This window comes from Rhodanobacter spathiphylli B39 (assembly GCF_000264295.1).
GTDB lineage: Bacteria > Pseudomonadota > Gammaproteobacteria > Xanthomonadales > Rhodanobacteraceae > Rhodanobacter > Rhodanobacter spathiphylli.
Genome location: NZ_AJXT01000046.1, coordinates 74,099 through 91,667 on the forward strand (window position 1 = coordinate 74,099; position 17,569 = coordinate 91,667).

The 17,569-nt window shown below is 68.2% G+C and carries 13 protein-coding genes; 4 read left to right on the plus strand and 9 right to left on the minus strand.

All coding sequences use genetic code 11. The features are described 5' to 3' along the window. Window positions 1–49: 49 nt before the first annotated feature. Complete coding sequence (locus UU7_RS14645) at window positions 50–1,189, plus strand: SLC13 family permease (RefSeq protein ID WP_007809595.1); 1,140 nt, start codon at window positions 50–52, stop codon at window positions 1,187–1,189. A gap of 162 nt (window positions 1,190–1,351) precedes the next feature. Here the strand turns inward: UU7_RS14645 and UU7_RS14650 are convergent, their stop codons facing one another. Next, the gene (locus UU7_RS14650; protein WP_007809597.1) at window positions 1,352–2,137 is read right to left on the minus strand and encodes a DUF4097 family beta strand repeat-containing protein; all 786 of its coding nucleotides are present in this window, start codon (window positions 2,135–2,137) and stop codon (window positions 1,352–1,354) included. A 150-nt stretch (window positions 2,138–2,287) separates the two neighbouring features. Between UU7_RS14650 and UU7_RS14655 the strand changes: the two genes are divergently transcribed. Continuing rightward, the gene (locus UU7_RS14655) at window positions 2,288–2,797 is read left to right on the plus strand and encodes a YfgM family protein (RefSeq protein ID WP_007809599.1); all 510 of its coding nucleotides are present in this window, start codon (window positions 2,288–2,290) and stop codon (window positions 2,795–2,797) included. A gap of 53 nt (window positions 2,798–2,850) precedes the next feature. Here the strand turns inward: UU7_RS14655 and mazG are convergent, their stop codons facing one another. From mazG to UU7_RS14680, 5 genes are all read right to left on the minus strand, one after another. Continuing rightward, on the minus strand, window positions 2,851–3,654 hold the full coding sequence (gene mazG, locus UU7_RS14660) for a nucleoside triphosphate pyrophosphohydrolase (protein WP_007809601.1): 804 nt from the start codon (window positions 3,652–3,654) through the stop codon (window positions 2,851–2,853). A 106-nt stretch (window positions 3,655–3,760) separates the two neighbouring features. Then, window positions 3,761–4,573: a 3'(2'),5'-bisphosphate nucleotidase CysQ gene (gene cysQ, locus UU7_RS14665; protein ID WP_007809603.1), complete on the minus strand. Its 813-nt coding sequence runs from the start codon at window positions 4,571–4,573 to the stop codon at window positions 3,761–3,763. Beyond that, window positions 4,570–5,127, minus strand: coding sequence for an ADP compounds hydrolase NudE (gene nudE / locus UU7_RS14670; protein ID WP_007809604.1), 558 nt, complete (start codon window positions 5,125–5,127; stop codon window positions 4,570–4,572). The genes cysQ and nudE overlap by 4 nt, the downstream gene beginning before the upstream one ends. A 23-nt stretch (window positions 5,128–5,150) precedes the next feature. After that, entirely contained in the window at window positions 5,151–5,927 is a 777-nt protein-coding gene (locus UU7_RS14675) for an inositol monophosphatase family protein (RefSeq protein WP_007809605.1), read from the minus strand. Between the two features lie 15 nt (window positions 5,928–5,942). Then, complete coding sequence (locus tag UU7_RS14680) at window positions 5,943–6,728, minus strand: type II secretion system protein N (RefSeq protein ID WP_007809608.1); 786 nt, start codon at window positions 6,726–6,728, stop codon at window positions 5,943–5,945. A gap of 67 nt (window positions 6,729–6,795) precedes the next feature. Here UU7_RS14680 and UU7_RS14685 point away from each other — a divergent pair, with 67 nt between their 5' ends. Continuing rightward, on the plus strand, window positions 6,796–8,199 hold the full coding sequence (locus UU7_RS14685; protein ID WP_007809610.1) for an adenosylmethionine--8-amino-7-oxononanoate transaminase: 1,404 nt from the start codon (window positions 6,796–6,798) through the stop codon (window positions 8,197–8,199). 72 nt (window positions 8,200–8,271) lie between these two features. Beyond that, entirely contained in the window at window positions 8,272–9,006 is a 735-nt protein-coding gene (locus tag UU7_RS14690) for a 16S rRNA (uracil(1498)-N(3))-methyltransferase (RefSeq protein WP_007809612.1), read from the plus strand. 62 nt (window positions 9,007–9,068) lie between these two features. On the opposite strand, the gene UU7_RS14695 is transcribed toward UU7_RS14690, so the two are convergent. Genes UU7_RS14695 through UU7_RS14705 form a run of 3 tightly spaced genes read right to left on the minus strand, consistent with a single transcriptional unit; the run spans window position 9,069 to window position 17,519 of the window. After that, window positions 9,069–9,593 (minus strand): chemotaxis protein CheW, encoded by a 525-nt coding sequence (locus UU7_RS14695; RefSeq protein WP_007809614.1) that lies wholly within the window; start codon window positions 9,591–9,593, stop codon window positions 9,069–9,071. Next, complete coding sequence (locus UU7_RS14700) at window positions 9,590–11,338, minus strand: chemotaxis protein CheB (RefSeq protein ID WP_007809616.1); 1,749 nt, start codon at window positions 11,336–11,338, stop codon at window positions 9,590–9,592. The genes UU7_RS14695 and UU7_RS14700 overlap by 4 nt, the downstream gene beginning before the upstream one ends. Next, window positions 11,331–17,519: a FimL-related protein gene (locus UU7_RS14705; RefSeq protein ID WP_007809618.1), complete on the minus strand. Its 6,189-nt coding sequence runs from the start codon at window positions 17,517–17,519 to the stop codon at window positions 11,331–11,333. Before UU7_RS14705 ends, UU7_RS14700 begins: the two co-directional genes overlap by 8 nt. Window positions 17,520–17,569: the final 50 nt, after the last annotated feature.

Sequence of the window (17,569 nt, forward strand, 5' to 3'; positions counted from 1 at the left end):
CTCCCAAGCTCTGAACGGAACGCCCGGCGCGGCTGATAAAGTTGCACCGATGCCTTCCCGCCCGAACCCGCCGACGACTGCAACCCTGCGCCAGCGCCTCGCGGACGAGTGGCTGCTGTGCCTGTTCGCGGTGCTGGCCATCGCGCTGGCGATCTTCGATCCGCAGCCGGCCGGCCGCTATCGGCACTGGCTGCAGCTGCCCACGCTGGCGGGCCTCACCGGCCTGCTGATCGCGATCCAGGGCATCCGCGACAGCGGCCTGGTGCAGCATGCCGCCGTCGCCGTGGTGGCGCGCGCGCATTCGCTGCGCAGCCTGGGCCTGCTGCTGGTGGTGGCGACGGCGCTGCTGTCGATGGGGCTGACCAATGACGTGAGCCTGTTCCTGATCGTGCCGCTGACCCTGGCGATCGGCAGCGTTTCGAATTTGCCGGTGCTGCGCATGGTGGTGCTGGAAGCCCTGGCGGTGAACGCAGGCTCCACCCTGAGCCCGATCGGCAATCCGCAGAACCTGCTGTTGTGGCAGCACTCGAAGCTGCCGTTCCTGCACTTCGCCGCGGCGATGCTGCCGGCGGCGATGGTGATGCTGGTGCTGGTCGCCGGATTTGCCTGGCTGTGGCTGCCGCGTGAGCGCGTGGCGTTGAATCCGCAACGGATCGACGGCGCCGTCACGTCGACGCGGCTGGGCACGTGGTCGATGGCCGCCCTGCTCGGCATGGTGCTCGCCATGGAATACGGCCAGGCGCCCCTGGGGGCCGGGTTGTTGCTGCTGTCGTATGCGCTGCTGGCGCGGCCCAGCCTGCTGCGGATCGACTGGCTGCTGCTGGCCACCTTCGCCGCGATCTTCGTCGGGCTCGGCCATTTTTCCAGCCTGCCGCTGGTGCAGCAGGCGCTGGATCGGCTCGACCTCGATCATCCGCTGACCCTGTATGCCAGCGGCATCGTCGCCGCCCAGTTGATCAGCAACGTGCCGGCGACGGTGCTGTTGCTCGAGCGCACAACGGACCCGATCGCGCTGGCGGTCGCGGTGAACGTGGGCGGCTTTGGCGTGGCGATCGGTTCGCTGGCCAACCTGATCGCCCTGCGCCTGGCGAAGCAGCCGCAGGGGCTGCGGCTGCTGCACCGGGTCTCGATACCGTTCCTGCTGGTCTGTGCGCCGCTGGCCTATCTGGCGTGGCGCTGGCTGGGCTGAGAGGTTGTGGTTTTTTCAACCTCGAAGCCCGGCCATGGATGGCCGGGCGCGGATCGGTCACGCAAGTGACTGATCCGCGTGAGCACGTCCGGGCACGTACCGGACGTGCGATGGAAGAAAACCGCAGGAAGTGGTTTTCTTCACAGGCTCTGACCGGCCCGATCAGTCGTCGTCGTTGTCGTGCGGCACGCTGACCTTGCCCTTCACGCCGGAGTGGCTCACGTCGCCGCTGCCCTTGGCGCCCAGGTTGAAATCGCCACCCACGTCGCTGACGTCGAGATCGCCGGAACCCAGCGTGTCGGCGCGCACGCTGCCACCGACTTGGCGCAGGGTGACGTCGCCCGAACCGATGCTGCCGATGCGGGCATCGCCCTTGACGCCGTCGGCCTTGAAATCGCCGGAGCCGACCGAGCCCAGGTCGAGGCTGCCGATGTCGGTGGCGTCGATATCGCCCGAACCCACGCTGGCGCCGAACTTGCCCGACAGCTGGCGCACGTGCAGGTCGCCGGAGCCCACGCTGGCCTGCAGCTGTTGCATGCCGGCCACGTCGGCGTCGCCGGAGCCGACGCGCAAGGTCACCGGCAGGTTGGCGGGCAACTGCATGGTGACTTCGAGGCTGGCGTAGGAGTCGCCGCCGAACAGGTTGAAGCTGAAACCGCCGCCATCGCCACCGATGTCGACCAGCAGCTGGTCGCCGTCGCGGCGCTGGGTGACCTGCAACTTGTCCAGCACCGCCTGGCTCGATGCGCAGGCACGGCCGGTCAGGGTCAGCCCCTTGTTGCCGCCGCTGCCGGTCAGGTGCAGATCCTGGCTGTGCACATCGATCTGGACGCCGTGCACGCCGGCCAGGTCCAGCTGCAGGTTGCGCGGCGCCTCATATTTGCAGGGGCTGGTGGCGAAGCAGGCGAATGGGGCGAGCAGCAGGGCTGCGGTGAGAATACGGCGCATGGAACTCTCCTTGAGGGATGGACGCGATGGGTCGACACCGGTTGGGATGCCGCTGCCCGCCAAAGGGTTGCAAGCGGGCGGCACGAGCGCGCCGGTCAACCCGGGCCGCCCCGCCGCGTTCCTGCCTGGTACCCATCACGGAGACAGACCATGCATCGCAAGACCCTGCTCGCTTCCACGCTGGCCCTGATGATCGCCGGATCGGCCACCTTCGTGATGGCCCAGAATACGCCGCCGCCGGCACCGCCCGCCAAGACCGGCAAGTCCATGCACATCCTCCCGGGCGACCATGACGATGCGATGCGCATGCACATGCGCTCGCACGGGTTCGATCGCGGGCACGGCCGCGGGCACGACGGGGTGATCGGCGACCTGCATGCGCTGGAACGGCTGTACACGCAGGCCGGCCGCGGCAAGGAGATGGCTGCGGTCTACAACGACGTGCTGGCCAAGTCGCAGGACCCGCAGGTGCGTGACTACGTCTACCAGCGCCTGGCTCGCCTGCAGGCGCAGCCGGCGAACGTGGATCAGGCGATCGCCACCCTGCGCAAGGGGCTGGATGAAAACCTGGCCAACGAGGCGAAGATGCGTGCCGAGCACGACAAGATGCGCGCTGCCTGGCAGCAGCGTGCCGGCCAGGCCACCCCCGCGGCCAAGTAGGTTCCGCCGAGGCGAGGAACCGGCGGCGCCATGGTTTCCGCCATCGCGCCGTTTCAGGGTGTCCGCTCGGCCTGCTTGGCGCGCTGCCACAGTTGCTCCTGTTCATCGAGCGTGCGCTCGGCGAACGCCGCGCCCTCGGCCGCGGCCAGCTGTTCCATCTGCCGGAAACGGCGTTCGAACTTCGCATTGGCATGGCGCAGCGCCTGCGAGAAGTCGACGCCGGCGTGGCGCGCCAGGTTCACCATCACGAACAGCACGTCGCCGATTTCGTCCTGCAGGCGCGCCGGATCGGCACCCTTGGCGAACTCGACCCGCACCTCTTCCACTTCCTCGGCCAGCTTCTCCAGCACCGGCTCCGGGCCGGGCCATTCGAAACCGGTGTCCGCGGCGCGCTGCTGGAGCTTGTACGCGCGCTTCCATTCCGGCAGGCCCGTCGAGATGCCGGCCAGCGCACTGTCGTCCATCGACGCGCCTTTCGCCGCGCGCTCGGCCGACTTGATCTGCTCCCACGCCTGCATCTGCTCGGTGAGGTCGGCGTAGCGCGTGTCGCCGAACACGTGGGGGTGGCGGCGCAGCATCTTCGCGCTGATCGCGTGGGCCACGTCGGCGAACTCGAACAGGCCGCGCTCGGAGGCCATCTGGGCGTGGAAAACCACCTGCAGCAGCAGGTCGCCGAGTTCGTCGCAAAGGTCGGTCCAGTCCTGCCGATCGATCGCATCGGCGACCTCGTAGGCCTCCTCGATGGTATAGGCCGCGATCGAGGAAAAGTCCTGTTGCACATCCCACGGACAACCGTTCTGCGGATCGCGCAGGCGCGCCATGATGGCTAGCAGGTCATCGAGGCTGTATTTGGTCATGAGATGAAAAGCGAGTGGAGAGGAGTGAGGAGTGAGAGAAAGCCAAGAAGCCGGCGTGAGGGAGCGGGATGGAGCGTGAGCCCCTCTCGCTACTCGCCCCTTTCACTCACTCCTCGCCTTTGAGCAGCCGTGCGGCCCAGTCGATCGCACGATCGCCCACCGCGATGAACTCCGGATTCAGCAGCGATTCGCCCCGGTTGTAGCGGAACGGCTGGCCGGCCAGATCCAGCACGGCGCCGCCGGCCTCGTCGAGCACGCATTGTGCCGCGGCGGTATCCCATTCGCTGGTGGGGCCCAGGCGCAGATAGACGTCCGCATCGCCACGGGCGATCAGGCAGAATTTCAGCGACGAGCCCAGCGGCACCATCCGGTAGTCGTCGCCGATCAGGCGTTGCAGCACCTCGCCCTGCGCTCCACCGTGCGAGCGGCTGCCGGCCACCGTCGGCGGCTGCGCCATCGCCCGCGCATGGATGCGCTGCCACGCGCCGTCCGCCTGCGTCTGCAGCCAGGCGCCCTGGCCTTGCGCGGCGACGTACAACTCGCCGGTCACCGGCGCCAGTACCACGCCGAGCACGCTGCGGCGATCGTCGATCAGGGCGATGTTGACGGTGAATTCGCCGTTGCGCTTGACGAACTCGCGGGTGCCGTCGAGCGGATCGACCAGCCAGTAGCGCGACCATTGCCGGCGCTCGGACCACGGCCGCGCGCTGGCTTCCTCCGACAGCACCGGCCATTGCTCATCGAGCGCAGACAGGCCCGCCATGATGGCCTGCTGGGCGGCGAGGTCGGCCGCAGTCAATGGCGACGCGTCGTCCTTCATCTGCACCGCGAAATCGCCGTGGTAGACATCCAGGATGGCCACTCCCGCCGCGCGTGCGATGACGCCGATCTTCCTTGCCAGTTCGGGCGGCATGCTCATGATTTCCGGAACCTTCCGGCCAGATATTCGCGGGCCATGAACAGCGCGGCGATCGAGCGCCCTTCGGTGACGTCGTCACGGCCGAGCAAGGTGTGCAGTTCGGACATCTTCCATGGCACCACTTCAAGTTCCTCCGGTTCGTCGCCGACCAGTTTCTCGGGATACAGGTCCTGGGCCAGCACCACGTGCGCCATGTGCGTCATGTACGACGGCGACAGCGACAGGTTGTGCAGGATCTTCAGCTTGTGCGCGCCGTAGCCGATCTCCTCCTTCAGCTCGCGCTCGGCGCCCTGCTCGGCGGTCTCGTCCTGGTCCAGCCTGCCCTTGGGCAGGCCGAGTTCGTAGCGTCCCACGCCACCGCCGTATTCGCGCACCAGCAGCACCGTCTCGTCATCCAGCATCGGCACGATGATGACGGCACCCAGGCCGCTTCCCTTCAGCCGCTCGTAGGTGCGGCGCTCGCCGTTGGAAAACTCCAGGTCGACCTGCTCCACATGCAGGAAATGGCTGTCGGTGACGTCGCGGGTCGCGTGGATGATCGGTAGTTTGCGCATCCGCCCATTCTAGCTCGCGTGGCTCAGCGCCGCAGGCGCTGCAGCGCCTGCGCGTGGATCGCGGGCGTGCCGGCCAGCACGCTGCGCGTGTCCAGACCCGGCGCAGCGCCGTCCAGGTCGGTGAACACGCCGCCGGCCTCGCGCACGATCACCGCCAGTGCCGCCACGTCGAGGATGTTCACGTCCGACTCGATCACCAGATCGAGGCTGCCGCGCGCCAGCAGGTGGTAGTGGCAGAAGTCGCCATAGCCGCGGATCCGGTTGCTGTCGCGGATCAGCGCGCCCAGCGCATCCCAGCGGGAGTCGCCGGTGAGGGTCCGGATGTTGCCGGTGGAAATCGAGGCCGCGCCCATTTCGCCGGTCGCCGCCACGCGCACGCGTTCGCCGTCCAGCCAGGCACCTTCGCCGGCGCTGGCCCACATCGTCTCGCCGTAGACCGGCGCGCTCGACACGCCGAGCACCAGCTCGTCGCCATCCATCAGGGCGATCTGGGTGGAGAAGAACGGCGTGCGGCGCACGAAGCTCTTGGTGCCGTCCAGCGGATCGACCAGCCACAGCAGGCCGCCGCGCTCGCCGTCCAGGCCGAACTCCTCGCCGTAGATCGATGCCTGCGGCAACGCGGCCTGCAGGATCTTCCGGATCGCCTGCTCGGCTTCGCGATCGGCCACGGTGACCGGCGTGGCGTCGGACTTCAGTTCCACCTCGACGCCACGAAGCCAGTAGTGGCGGATCACCTCGGCGGCCGCCGCGGCCGCGTCGCGGGCGGCTGACAGGGCTGTTGCGGCGATATCGGGAGTCATGCCGGTCTCGTTCCTTCAAAGGGTGGGCGCTGGCGGCGCATTGGCGGCCAGTCCGCCATGGCGCCGGATATGCGTACTGCCGTCCGCTGCCGGTGCCGCCAGCGTGGCCAGCCAGCGACGCAGCATCGGATCAGTCTGTCGGCTGCGCAACGTGGCGTCCAGTCGCCAACCCAGCGGACTGAGCTGCAACCCGCCGGCAAGCTGCAGCGGACCGCTGTCGGCGTCGCGCAGCTGCACGTCGATCACTCCGCCCCGTGCCTGTGCGGTGGCCTGCAATTCGCCCAGGGCGACGTCGCCCTGCGGCGTCCGCATGACCGCGTCGTGCCAGCTCGCCTGCGCGTCCAGCTGCATCGGCCAGCCTGCGCGCAGCCGCGCGTGGGCAACCTGCAGTTGCAGTTCGCCCCGCGGTTTCCCCCAGGGCGTGGCGAGTTCGTGACCGATCGCCGTCGAGCTTGCCCGGACGCTGGCGTCGCGCACGTCCACTTCATCACCGGGCAGACGTTCCAGCCCGCCCGAAAGATGCAGCTGCGGCCCATCGAAATCCAGGCGCAGGCGCGGCTGGCCCAGCAGAGCGCTTCGTGACAGCTGCCATTGCAACTGGCCGCGGGTCCGCCCGTCCGCCGCGATCACCGCGCCGGCACGGCCGTTCCACACGCTGCCGCTGACCTGCTGCAGCCGGATACCGTGCAGCGACGGCTCGATCCACGGCAATGCCCAGCGCGCGGGCAGGAAGCACAGCAGCGCGCCGGCCAGCACCAGCAACAGGACGAAACCGATCAGGCAAGTTCGCAATGGCTTCAAGCGGGGAATTCCAGGTGGGACGATGCACGGGCTTGAGCGACCGTCGCGCTGCACCGATGATAGCCGGATGACCAACCTCGCAAACGGCAACACTGCGCTCGCGGCGCGCGACCTGCGCCATGTCTGGCACCCCTGCACCCAGATGCATGATCACGACCCCACCGGTTCGGGCAGCGTGCCGATGCTGCCGATCGTGCGGGGCGACGGTGCCTGGCTCGTCGATGCCAACGGCAAGCGCTACCTGGATGGCATCAGTTCGTGGTGGACCAACCTGTTCGGCCATGCCAATCCGCGCATCGCCGCGGCCCTGGCCGAGCAGGCGCGCACGCTCGAGCACGTGATTTTCGCCGGCTTCACCCACGAGCCAGCCATCGCGCTGGCGGAAGAGCTGACAAGGATCACGCCGCCCGGACTGGATCGGGTGTTCTACGCCGACAATGGTTCGGCGGCGATCGAAGTGGCGCTGAAGATGAGCTTCCACTACTGGCTCAACCAGGGCCACGGCGAGAAGACCCGCTTCATCGCGCTGACCGGCAGCTATCACGGCGAGACGCTGGGCGCGCTGTCGGTCAGCGATGTCGCGCTGTACCGCAAGACCTACGCGCCGCTGCTGCTGACGCCGTTCCTGGCGCCATCGGCGGACACCTGGCAGGCCGAGCCCGGCGAATCGCCCGAACAGGTGGCCATGCGCGCGCTGGCCGCCCTTCGGGTGCTGCTCGAGCAGCACGCGCACGAGACCTGTGCGGTGATCGTCGAGCCGCTGGTGCAATGCGCCGGCGGCATGCGCATGTATCACCCGGCGTATCTCAGCGGCCTGCGCGCGCTGTGCGACGAGTTCGCCGTGCACTTCATCGCCGACGAGATCGCCGTGGGCTTCGGCCGTACCGGTACGCTGTTCGCCTGCGAACAGGCTCCTGCAGCATCCGGGCGTGGCGGCGGTGTGTCGCCGGATTTCATGTGCCTGTCGAAGGGACTGACCGGCGGTTTCCTGCCCCTGTCGGCCGTGCTGACCAGCGAGGCGATCTACCAAGCGTTCTACGCCGAATACGCTGCCGGCAAGGCATTCCTGCACTCGCACAGCTACACCGGCAACCCGCTGGCCTGCCGCGTGGCGCTGGAGACGCTGGCGATCTTCCGCGACGAGCCGGTGCTGGAACGCAACCGTCATTTGGCCGTCCATCTGGGTCGCCGCCTGGAGGCCCTGCGCGATCACCCGCATGTCGCCGACGTGCGCCAGACCGGCATGATCGCGGCGGTGGAGCTGGTCGCCGACAAGGCCAGCCGGCGACCTTTCCCGGCGGAACAGCGGCGGGGCTTGCGCGTCTACCTGCACGGCCTGGAGCACGGCGTGCTGTTGCGGCCGCTGGGCGACGTGATCTATTTCATGCCGCCCTACGTGGTCAGCGCGGCGGAAATCGACCTGCTGGTCGACACGGCGATTGCCGGGATCGAACGCGCCGTGAGCCATTGAACGGTGCGCGAGGCCTGCCCGCGGTCGGCGCCCGCGCTATGCTGGGCGGCCGCTCCATGCCATCCGGTTCCCATGCGCACGATCCGTATCCACCTCGACCAGCCACTCACCGTCTCGGCGGAAGTCGCCTTGCCGGCCCAGGCCGCCGAGCATGTCGGCCGGGTGCTGCGCATGAATGCCGGCGACCCCCTCACCGTATTCAACGGTGACGGCAACGACTACGACGCGACCATCGTGGCGCTGGGCAAGCGCGACCTGCGGGTGCGGATCGACGCGAAACTGCTCGTGCGGAACGAATCGCCGCTGCCGCTGACCCTGGCCCAGGGCGTGGCGCGGGGCGAGAAGATGGACCTGATCGTGCAGAAGGCCACCGAGCTTGGCGCCGTCCGCATCGTGCCGCTGCTCACCGAACGTTCGGAGGTGAAGCTGGACCCCGCACGCGCCGAGAAGCGACTGGCCCACTGGCGTGCAGTCGCGGCCAGCGCCTGCGAACAATGCGGACGCGCGCGGTTGCCCGAGATCACCCCGGCACAACCGCTGGCCGGTTGGCTGGCCGGGCTCGCCGATGACGGTGCGTTGCGTCTTGCCCTGCTGCCGGAGGGCGCCCGTTCGGCCCGCGAGCTGCGCTTCGGCACCGCCGGCGGCCTGCTGGTGATCGGCCCGGAAGGGGGACTGGGCGAGCGCGACATCGATGCGCTGAGCCGGGCCGGTTTCGAAGGATTGCGGCTGGGCCCGCGCATCCTGCGCACGGAAACGGCGGGGCTGGCCGCCATGGCGGCCCTGCAGGCGCTGCACGGCGACGGCTGATTCACCGCCCCGAAATCACCGCCTCGAGACTCGCCCCGGCAACTTGAGAAAGCCGCGACCTCTCAATCGTCGGCGTCGACCGAGCCGTCTTCCACAGTCTCGACGGTGTCCATCACCCCGGAATCGTCGTACAGGTCGAGCAAGGTGGCTTCGATCCATTCCAGGTCCGGGATCATCGCCACGTCATCGCGCACCAGCACATGGGCGCGCACGCCCGGCTGCAAGGGCTTGCCGTCGTGGGTGGGAATGATCAGCTCGGCATTCAGCGTGGTCAGGCGCGGAAAGCCCTGGGTCAGCACCGCGATGAACGGCAGCTTCGGGTTGCCACCAAGCGCCTTCAACACGGCCACGCGCACGCTCAGATCCGCGTCGCCCGCCTCGGTCCCGGCCAGTTCGGCAAACGACACCAGCGGCACCCGCCAGCCACGCCACTGGATTCGTCCCAACATCCACGCCGGCGCACCGGCCAACGGCTCGGGCGTGCTCTGGGTGATCACTTCGGCGATGTTGGCGTTGGGCAACAGCAGGCGCTGGTTGCCCACCGGCACCAGGACGCAGCGGATTTCACGCGGCAGCGGATCACTCATGGAAACACCTCGATCAGGCGCGCCGCCAACTCGGTCGGCGTGCCGGAAAAACTCACCAGCCGTTCGGCGAAGATCCCGCTGACCATGTCAGCGAAATGTTCTCCGGACGACGACTCTACCCAGACCTGGCCGCCGCGATCATGGACCGCCTGCGCGCCGGCCACCGCATCGTTGCCGCGCCCGGCGAAGACGATCGCCAGCGCATCACGGCCAAACACGCTCGCCGCCATGGTCAGGCTGGCGTCGATCGACGGTGCTTCGGCGGACTCGCCGCCGGTGGCCTGCAGTTCGATGCTGCCATCGCGGCGCAGGCGCACCTGCTGACCCGCCGGCACCATCAAAACCTCGCCCGACCCGGCGCGGCGGCCCTGTTCGGCCAGTCGCACGGGCAAGGCGCAGTGCGTCCTGAACTTCTCCGCCAGCGCCACGTCGGACTGTTCGCCCACGTGCTGGGTATGCAGGAAGGTCAGGCGCGTGGTTGCCGGCAATGCCGCCAGGAAGGCACAGACCGAATCGATGCCATCGGTGGCGGCGCCGAGCACCACCACCCGGCTCAGCGCGCTGCCGAGTTCGTCCAGCACCATTTCGTGGTCCAGCACGCGCTCGTAAGGCTGCGGTGCGACGGCTTCCTCCATCGAGACCAGCTCGAGGCTCATCACCGGTTCGACATCCGCCGCGACCGCGTCGGCGTCAGGCGCAAGGAAGTCGGCCGCGCTCATCTTCTCGATGCCGAACATGCCGGCATCGGGCTTTGCGGGTGCCGCTGGCGCCGCATCTTCTTCGACCAGGCTCCATGCATCCGGCGCGCGCACACCCGGCACGCCACCGGCCATGACCGGATGGGGGGCCGAAGCCGGCGTCGTGGCCACGTCGGTGTCGACCAGCGCAGACAGTTCGAGATGATCGATCTGGAATGCCGGCGGCGTCACGCTGGCCAGCACTGGCGCGGCTTCCGCCGGCGGCGCGTCAACGGTCGCCACCACGTCGAAGTGCGCTGCCGGTCCGGCCGCGCCTGCATCGTGGAAATTGCCATCGTGGAGCGGCGGCGGCTCGAGGTCATCCACGAAACGCAAACCGGGGCCCGATGTCATGTCGTCTTCGGCGGGCAGGTCGCCGGAGGCCAGCAAGGCCTCAAGCTCTGCCGCCAGGTTCTCCGATTCCGCGCTGGCGATCTGTTCGTGCTGGCCGTCCGCGTCGTCGTGTGCGGGCAGGAAATCCTCCGCTTCGGGTTCCGCTTCCGCCAGCGATGGAGCAGCGCTCGCCACTTCGTCGATCTGCGGTTCCGGCGTGGCAGCCGGCTCGACGGGCGCGGCCACGGCGACGGGAGCCGCAGGCGTGGCCGGCGGTGCCGGTGTCGCGACGACTGGCGTGTCGATGAGGCGCTGACCGTCCGGGCGCGGCGGATCCACATCACCGACGGCCAGTACCTTGACGGCCAGGTGTCGTGCCCAGCGGTCGCGATCCCAGCCGGCCAGCGAGCGGCTGGCCTGTGCGTCATTGAAGACCACCCGGTGACGTTCATCGTCGATCACCTCATACAGGTGATCGAGTGCATCGTCGGCACTGTCGTCCAGGTTGATGACCAAAACGTCGGCGCCCACCTGCTGCAGCAATTCGCGACTCAGGCTGGAAACGCCGCCCTCGTGCACGATGCGTGCGCCACGCTCCTGCAGCGCCTCGCGCAACTGGGCAACCAGTTCGGTATCGTCAAACAGCAGGGCAACCGCCGGCGCCATTTCAGTCATGAACAGGCTCCGTTGCTCGCTGCTCCAATACTTCGCCGATCTGCACCAGCAGCTCCGCTTCCTGATACGGCTTGCCGAGGTAACGATCCACGCCGATGTCGAACGCACGCTGGCGATGCTTGTCGCCGCTGCGTGAGGTGATCATGATGATCGGCACGTCGCGCAGCCGCGGATCGGCCTTCATGTGGGTCGCCAGCTCGTAACCGTCCATGCGCGGCATCTCGATGTCGAGCAGCATCAGGTCGGGCACCCGCTCGTGCAGCTTCTCCAGCGCATCGACACCGTCCTTCGCCGTGCTGACCTCGTACTCGTGGCGTTCCAGCACGCGGCCGGTGACCTTGCGCATGGTGATGGAGTCGTCGACCACCATCACCAGCGGACGCACCTGGACCTCCTCGACCACCGGCGCCTGGACCGCGCTGAGGCCTTCGGACAGGCGCTGGTCGCGGCGGATCATGCCGTGACGCACCAGCGGTGCCAGATCGAGAATGATCAGCACCGAGCCGTCGCCCATGATCGTGGCGCCGAGCAGGCCGGGCACCGAACTGATCTGCGGGCCCACCGACTTGACCACGATCTCGCGCGAACCCAGCACGGCGTCGATGCGAATTGCCGCGCGCAGGTCGCCGGCGCGGGTCAGCAGCAGTGGCTGCTGTTCGTCTTCGGCCGGCAGGCCCGGCGGCAGACCGAGCAGCTCGGCCAGATCATGAATGCCGAACGCCTCGTTGCCATAGTTGAACGACGGCTCGTCCTGCGCCATCAGGGCGGCCAGCTCTTCCGGATTGACCCGGGCCACGCCCTGCACCGATGTCATCGGGATCGCGAACGTCGCCTCGCCGATGCGCACCAGGATGGCCTGGGTCACCGCCAGCGTGAACGGCAGGCGCAGGATGAAGGTGCTGCCCTGGCCTTCTTCCGACTCGATCGACAGCGAACCGCCGAGCTGCTTGATCTCGTTGGCGACCACGTCCATGCCCACGCCACGACCGGCCAGCTGGGTCACGGTGCTGGCGGTGGAGAAGCCCGGCTGGGTGATCAGCGACAGCAACTGGTTGTCGGTCGGCTTGGTCTCGGCACGCAGCAGGCCGCGCTCGATGCCGCGCTTGCGGATGGCTTCGCGGTTCAGGCCGCGGCCGTCGTCGCTGACGCGCACCACCACCTCGGTTGCCTCGCGGGCCACCGTGATGTGCACCGATCCCTCGACCGGCTTGCCCGCCTTGCGGCGCTCGGCCGGGCTCTCGATGCCATGGGCAATCGCGTTGCGCAGCATGTGCTCGAACGGAGCCTTGATGCGGTCGAGCAGGTTGCGGTCCATTTCGCCGTGGGCACCGTCCACGTACAGCTGGGCCTGCTTGTGCTCTTCCTGCGCCGCCTGACGCAAGGTGCGGCGCAGGTTCGGCACCATCGTGTCGAACGGCAGCATGCGGGTGCGCAGCAAGCCGTCCTGCAGCTCGGTACTGACCCGCGACTGCTGGATCAGCAGGGTCTCGGCCTGGCGCGTCAGTTCGTCCAGCATGTTCTGGATGGAGACAAGGTCGGAGACCGACTCGGCCAGCGCACGCGAATACTGCTGCAACTGCGAATAACGGTCGAGCTCGAGCGGATCGAACACGGTAAGACCCGCTTCGCGATGCTCGCGCTGGAAGCGCGCGATGATCTGCGCCTCGGTCTCGATTTCCAGCATGCGCAGCTGGCTGCGCAGACGGGCCACCGTCTGTTCCAGCTCGACCAGGTTGAAGCGGTAACCGGCAACCTGCTGTTCCAGTCGCGAACGGTAGATCGCCACTTCGCCGGCGTGGTTGACCAGGCTGTCGAGCAGGTCGGCGCGGACGCGGATCTGCTCCTGCGACGACCGCACCTCTTCCTCGGCCTCGGGCATCAGCTCGGGCAGTTCGGAGTCGATGGCAGCGCCCTGACGCGGCGCAGGAGCCACGGCTGCGACGGCCGGGGTCGCCATGACTGCGGCAGCCAGCGAGGCGTCGTCGGCAAACGTGGTTTCACCGGCCAGCGCCAGCAGGTGATCGATCATGCCCTGCGGATAGTCGGACACCTGACCCTGCGAGACTTGCTGCACCATCGAGTGCAACTGGTCGAAGCTCGCTTCCAGCGCGGAAATCAGCGGCGCGGTCTTGGCCGCATCGCGGATCGGCTTCTCGAGCAGGGTTTCGATCGCGTGGCTGAGATCGCCCACCGCCATCAGGCCGGCAATGCGCGCGCCACCCTTGAGGGTATGCAGGTCTCGCTGCAATTCGGCCACGTGTGACAGGTCGGCCGAATCGGCATGCCACTGGGCAAGCACGCCATCGGCGTGGTCCAGGATCTCGCGGGCCTCGTCGATGAAGACTTCCAGCAGGTCGGCATCGATATGGCCGAGGCTTGCCGGGGCATGAGCGGATTCCGGCGTCGGTGCGGCATCGACCTTCGCCGCGGCTTCGGATTCCGCCTGCTTCGCGGCAGCCTGCTCGGCAGCCCGCTTCTCGGCGGCAGCGTGTTCCGCGGCGGCCTGCTCGGCAGCCAGCTTCTCGGCGGCAGCGCGTTCCGCGGCGGCCTGCTCGGCAGCCAGCTTCTCGGCAGCGGCGTGTTCCGCAGCGGCCTGCTCGGCAGCCAGCTTCTCGGCGGCAGCCTGTTCCGCGGCGGCCTGCTCGGCGGCCAGCTTCTCGGCGGCAGCCTGTTCCGCGGCAGCCTGCTCGGCAGCCAGCTTCTCGGCGACAGCCTGTTCCGCGGCAGCCTGCTCGGCAGCCAGCTTCTCGGCAGCAGCCTGTTCCGCAGCGGCCTGCTCGGCGGCCAGCTTCTCGGCAGCAGCCTGTTCCGCGGCAGCCTGCTCGGCAGCCAGCTTCTCGGCAGCGGCACGTTCTGCAGCGGCCCGCTCGGCGGCCAGCTTCTCGGCGGCAGCCTGTTCTGCGGCACGCTCGGCAGCGGCCTCCTCGGGTGCAAATGCGTCCAGCGCGGCCGCCAGCTCGGCGGTCACTTCGGCATGGTGCGCCTCATCCGGATGGACGTCCTGCGCGTCATTCCCCGCAGCAGCGGCCTCGGCCATGCCGGCTTCCAGCGAAGCCGCCATGATCGCTTCGTCGACACCCGCTTGATCGGCCGGCGCGTGATCGGCCGGGGCCAACGGCTGCACCGGCTCGAGCTCGCCGACCTGCGGCTCGAACACGACGTGAGCCACCCGCGATTCGGGATAGTCGTCGCGCATGCGGACGATCTGCGCGGTGAGTACATCGGCGTTGGGCAACTGCGGCTCGGCGGCGTCGAACTGTCCCATGACGTGGTCGACCACATCGATGGACTGCCCCAACAGACGGACGCCGTCGGCGGTGAGCGGCAGGCTGGCGGCACGAAGGCGCTTGAACAGGCTTTCCAGCGGCGACAGCAACTGGGTCAGCAACGGGATGTCGACCATCGCAATCGCCCCGTGCAGCGTGTGCACGGCCCGCAGCAGTTCCTCGCCGATCGGCAGCTCGCCTTCGCAACGCTGGATCGCGCCACGAATGGTTTGCAGATACTGGGCCACTTCGCTGCGCAGGATTTCCAGCAGCACCGGATCGACCGGAGGCATCACCGGCATCGCGATCGCGTGATCCGGGGTGGCAGGCTGGTCTTCGGCCGGGGCGCCAGCCAGACCGGCCAGGCCCGCCGTCGGCACCGAGGCGGCGCTCGAGTCGAGACGCGGCACCCGCCGGCGAACGGTGCGACGGACCGTTTCGGTAGCCGTCGACGCATGGTCTTCCAGTCGCGCCGGATGACCCGCCGCCAGCTGCTCGGCGGTGTGCATGATCGCGCTGAGCGGAGCGCCCGGCTGGCCCTCGCCCTTGAGGGCGGCGAGCAATCCGGGGAGTGCGGCGATGGCATGGCGCACCAGCGCCTGCACGTTGGCATCGGGCTGGATGCTGTTGTCGAGCACGCGGTTGAGCATGTCCTCGACTTTCCAGGCGAACTCGCCCAGCACGCCGGCACCGACCAGGCGACCCGAGCCCTTCAGGGTGTGGAACGAACGACGGATGCTGACCAGCGACGACGTCTGCGCGGGATCAGCGAGCCAGGTCTTCTCGGCACCGAGCAGGTTGTCGATCTCTTCCTGCATCTCTTCCAGGAAGATGTCGCGGATATCGTCATCGATGCCTTCGGCGTCGATGTTGAATTGGGTGTTTTCAGCCAGCGCATCGCGCACCGGCACCTGCTCGACCACCTCCTCCTCGATCTCGACCCAGTCGCCATCGTCGTCATGGGCGTCGCCGCCCACGAGCATGTTCGGTGCCGGCGCCTCGGTCTGGGCCAGGCGCAGACCGTCGAGATCGTGCGCCGGGGCCGCGGATGCCCCGCTGTCGCCCACGAACAGACCGGTGAGATCGACGCCAGGCAGCAGGCTGACCGACTCGGACAGTTCCGGATGTTCCGCATCGACGCCTGCGGGAACCTCCGCCGGAGCCATGGCATCCGCGGCGACGGGGGCAGTGCCGACTTCGCGCTGCGCGGGTACCGGCCAGTAACCCAACAGGCCGAGGCTGTGCTCCGCCACGTCGAGGATGTGTTCCAGCCCGCCACGATGTTCGCGGGCCGCCTCGAGGTAATACTCCAGGGCAGCCAGGGCATCGGCCAGATGATCCATCTGGGTGCCGCTGGGCACGCGTCGATCCTGCAGCAGTTCGTAGTCGACGAAGCGACCCACGCCCTGGGCAAGTTCCGCCGGACGGGGCGAAGACAGCATGCGCATGGCGCCCGCCACTTCGTCCATCTGCAGCGGTGCGCCGGCGAGTCGATCGTGCTCCCAGCCGGATTCGACGAACGCCACGATCGCGTCCTTGACCCGACCGGTGTTGGCGATGGCTTCCTGCATCAGGGTGGTGACGACGCCAAGTGCCTCGCTGCGCGGCAACGCGTGCATGGCATCGCCAGCGCCCGGTTCGCCGTCCGAACCGAGGCTTTCGATGTGATCGTCCAGCGAGGCCTCGACGTAAAGCAGGGCCCCGGCGACATCCAGCAGGGTCTCCTCGTCGGCGGCGCGCAGCCGGTTGGCAATCTCGTCAAGCACCCGACGCTGTTCGGTGACCACGCGCCGCGGCACGGCCAGGGCCAGCATGCCCAGGGTATCGCCGACGCGCTCCAGCACCTCGCCCTGCACGGCCAGCTGGGCGGGGTCGCCATTCTGCTGGCGCAGGAACAGATCCAGGGCTTCCTTGACGCGCAGCAGGTCGTCCTTCAGCGCGCGGGAAACGGAATCGAGCAGGGCACGATTGTGGCCTGCCATCGAGCCGCGCGCGTGCTCGAGCTCGCCGGCGTCGGGCAACAGGGCGTCCAGACCATAGGTGCTGCGCAGCAGCTCCATTTGCGGGCTGCGCTGCTTGGCCTGGGCCACGATGTACAGCAGTTTGCAGGCGACATCATCCGCCTCGCCACCGCGCAGGCTGTGTTCACCCTGCTCGATCAGCAGGCGGATATTGCGGTCAACCTTGCCGATCAGCTGGCGCACTTCGCCCGCAAAGCCCTTCAACGCACCCTGTTCGAGGCCTTCGAGAACGCCGGCGGCGATCCACCACAGGCGCCGCCCGTGCACGTGATAGCAGCGGGCTGTGATCGCCAGCAGGGTCTTGCGCATGTTGACCAGCTGCACCGCGGCATTCTGGCCGCGAAACCAGCCGAGCAGTTGCTGCTGGAAGCGCAGGCGCAGGTCGACCAGCTCGGCGCGATGCGCTTCGGCGTAGGCCTCGCTCATCGCTGCCGGGGCCTGCTCGGGCAGGAAGGCGTCGAGATTGGGGTGGAACATCGCCGATTCGGGCAATGCTTCCTGGCCACGGCTGGCGCGCAGGTCGTTCAGCAGCGGCAGCAGCACCACCGGCACGTCGCGGTGCCCGCTGGACAGCCGTTCGAGGTAATCGGGCAACTGCATCAGGCCGCGCATCAGTGCCGCATACGCTTCCTCACGCTGGGTAACGTGATCCTCCAGCAGCGCGATGGCGAGGGTCTCCATCTCCGCGGTGACCATGGCTGCGCCGTACAGCTCGACCATCTGCAAGGTGCCCTGCACCTGATGCAGGTGATCGGCACAGGTGCGCATGAAATCGCGCTTGCCCGGATTGTCGACGTAAGACTCCAGTGCCTCGCGGGCGATCGACAAGGTGTCGTCGAGCTCCGGCTTGACCCATTGCAGCGTCGTGAAATCGATGTGGTCTTGAAGTCTCATGCGCCTCTCTCAATGGTTGCACAACGCCAGCATCCTGCAACCATCGAGAC

Bases quoted from the DNA above. Each gene is read 5' to 3' on its own strand.
- UU7_RS14675 (WP_007809605.1), bottom strand. From the start codon at position 5,927: ATGACTCCCGATATCGCCGCAACAGCCCTGTCAGCCGCCCGCGACGCG.
- UU7_RS14645 (WP_007809595.1), top strand. From the start codon at position 50: ATGCCTTCCCGCCCGAACCCGCCGACGACTGCAACCCTGCGCCAGCGC.
- UU7_RS14700 (WP_007809616.1), bottom strand. From the start codon at position 11,338: ATGACTGAAATGGCGCCGGCGGTTGCCCTGCTGTTTGACGATACCGAA.
- cysQ (WP_007809603.1), bottom strand. From the start codon at position 4,573: ATGAGCATGCCGCCCGAACTGGCAAGGAAGATCGGCGTCATCGCACGC.
- mazG (WP_007809601.1), bottom strand. From the start codon at position 3,654: ATGACCAAATACAGCCTCGATGACCTGCTAGCCATCATGGCGCGCCTG.
- UU7_RS14695 (WP_007809614.1), bottom strand. From the start codon at position 9,593: ATGAGTGATCCGCTGCCGCGTGAAATCCGCTGCGTCCTGGTGCCGGTG.
- UU7_RS14705 (WP_007809618.1), bottom strand. From the start codon at position 17,519: ATGAGACTTCAAGACCACATCGATTTCACGACGCTGCAATGGGTCAAG.
- UU7_RS14650 (WP_007809597.1), bottom strand. From the start codon at position 2,137: ATGCGCCGTATTCTCACCGCAGCCCTGCTGCTCGCCCCATTCGCCTGC.
- UU7_RS14690 (WP_007809612.1), top strand. From the start codon at position 8,272: ATGCGCACGATCCGTATCCACCTCGACCAGCCACTCACCGTCTCGGCG.
- nudE (WP_007809604.1), bottom strand. From the start codon at position 5,127: ATGCGCAAACTACCGATCATCCACGCGACCCGCGACGTCACCGACAGC.
- UU7_RS14685 (WP_007809610.1), top strand. From the start codon at position 6,796: ATGACCAACCTCGCAAACGGCAACACTGCGCTCGCGGCGCGCGACCTG.
- UU7_RS14655 (WP_007809599.1), top strand. From the start codon at position 2,288: ATGCATCGCAAGACCCTGCTCGCTTCCACGCTGGCCCTGATGATCGCC.